We start from the raw sequence: 2,333 nt of genomic DNA on the forward strand, positions 1-2,333 counted from the left end.
TGTCAATGCCGCGTGAATTTTCCCCAGAAGTGCCGCAGTAAAATTCCCCAGTTATGCCGACGTCGACGACATGGCGAATTGAGGATTTTTCGGCGGCCGCCCGCGCGGCCTTTGTGGTGGGGCGAACGCCGGGGGAGCGATGAGGGCTTTGGAGCGAACATGCTCCGGCATGAGTTCGGCATGCTGCCTCAACCGATAGCTGGATCCTTCGATCTGCACGACGACGGCATGATGCAGCAGTCTGTCGAGCAGTGCCGTCGCGACGACAGGGTCGCCAAAGACATCGCCCCATTCTGCAAAACCGCGGTTTGACGTGAGGATCATTGCGCTGCGTTCATAGCGGGCGTTAACGAGCTGGAAGAACAGATTGCCGCCGCCCTGGACGACCGGCAAATAGCCAATCTCATCGACGATGAGCAGGCTCGGCCTGCAGAAGAAGCGAATGCGTTCCTGCAGCTTGCCTTCCCGTTCTGAACGGGCAAGCGAACCGATCAGATCGGCGAGCGTCGTGAAATACACGCTCTTTCCCGCCTTCACGGCTTCGACGCCGAGCGCCGTGGCAAGATGGCTCTTTCCCGTTCCCGGTGGACCGAGGAAATGAACCGCTTCGTGACGCTCGACGAACCCGAGCTGGGCCAGGGTGAAGATGCGATCCCGGTCGAGAGATGGTTGAAAGGTAAAATCAAAACCGGCGAGCGTCTTGATCGTCGCAAGCCTGCCCATCCGCAGGGCGGTCTTGATGCGACTGTTCTCGCGCAGGGTGAGTTCCTCCGACAGGAGAATATCGATGGCCTCAAGAGCCGACAGCTCACCGTGCTCGAGGCGGCGTACGACATGGTCGAGAGCTTCCAGTGCGCGCGGCATCTTCAGACCAACGAGATCATGGCGGATACGGTCGATCATCGACGGAATGGGGTCGAGGGTGGCGCTCATGGACGGTTCTCCTGTGCCAGGACCTTGCCGACGGCATCATAGAAGGCAAGCGATCGCTGCAGCACGGTATCGCCGGCGGGTTTGACAACATGAGATTCCTGCCGTCTCCCCGGCCAATGTTGCGGCTGAATGGGTCGCCGATGATCCGGATGAACCCGGCGCTGTTTACGGCCCTCCAGGACAGGATGTGCTGCGATCAGCATGCCGTTCTCGAAGATGCGGACCTCGTCGGCGAGGGAGTGGACCTCAACCATTCGGCTTCGCGTGGCATCCGGAACGCTGTAGGTATTGCCACCGACGCTGACCATGCCCTCCCGCGACACGCGGCGCTCCAGCTTCAGAACGGATCTGAACGGTGCCAGCGGTAACGGTCGCAGGTGCGGCCGCTCCTCGGCGAAGGCTTCATTGACGAAGCGCAGGGTTGTTGCATGCTTCCTCGGATTGGCGACGGTGTCCAGCCAGTGTCGGAGCTGGGCGTTCAAGTCGTCGAGATTGCGAAACGAGCGGGCCAGGAAGAAGTCCTCGCGGATGTACCGGAACGGCCGCTCGACCTTGCCCTTGGTCTTGGCGCGATAAGGTTTGCATGCCTTCGGGTGGAAGCCGTAGTGGCGTGCCAGGTCGATGAGTGCGCGATTGTAGATGATACCTTCCGTCTGGCCTTCGCCAATGACGGCGGTCTTCATCCGGTCGTAGAGCACCTCCCTTGGAGCGCCGCCAAGGGCCTCGAAAGCCGCGATGTGGCAGCGCAGGACGGTCGGCAGGTTCTGATGCATGACGAAGCGCGCCCAGATGAGGCGGCTGTGGCCCAGCACCATCGAGAACAGCCAGACGATCCTCGGCGTCATCGGTTCGTCGGTGAAGACGACGTGGAACTGGGCGAAATCGACCTGAGCCTGCTCGCCGGGCGGCGTCTCGAAACGAACCTCATAGCCCTGGCTTGCTGCAGGTCGCACATCGCGAAGAAAATCCGTTACAGCCGTGTAGCCGCCCGTATAGCCTCGCTCGCGCAGTTCTCGTAGCAGCCGACTGCCGGTCAAGCCTGGATAGGTCTTCACCCGTTCCCGCAGGTAAGAAGCAAACGGATCGATCACCGTCGCTCGCGGCTTCCTGGGACCATAGGCCGGAGCCTCAAGGCCTCGCTCTATGTATTTGCGCACCGTCTTGCGGTCGATGCCCGTTTCTCTGGAAATGGCCGACACCGTCAGCCCCTGCTGATGCAGATCCAGGATCATGATCGTCTCCCTCAGCTTGATCACCAAAATCCCCCTCCCGACCATCGGAAGGAGTATCGGCGATGACGCGCCGCTGGTCTTCCGGGGCGCGCCCCGGAAGACCAGCGGCCGCAGCACCTGGGGAAGATTCAAACGGCACTATTGGGGAGTATTGCTCCGGTACTGACA

General features: G+C 61.1%; 2 protein-coding genes. Both read right to left on the reverse strand.

What is annotated here, in order from left to right; genetic code table 11:
• Positions 1-51: 51 nt before the first annotated feature.
• Positions 52-933, reverse strand: coding sequence for an IS21-like element ISRel3 family helper ATPase IstB (istB, locus tag DFR48_RS21640; RefSeq protein ID WP_114365285.1), 882 nt, complete (start codon positions 931-933; stop codon positions 52-54).
• Positions 930-2,189, reverse strand: coding sequence for an IS21 family transposase (gene istA, locus DFR48_RS21645; RefSeq protein ID WP_114365286.1), 1,260 nt, complete (start codon positions 2,187-2,189; stop codon positions 930-932). The genes istB and istA overlap by 4 nt, the downstream gene beginning before the upstream one ends.
• Between the last annotated feature and the right edge of the window lie 144 nt (positions 2,190-2,333).

This window comes from Ciceribacter lividus, from assembly GCF_003337715.1.
GTDB classification, from domain to species: Bacteria; Pseudomonadota; Alphaproteobacteria; order Rhizobiales; family Rhizobiaceae; genus Allorhizobium; species Allorhizobium lividum.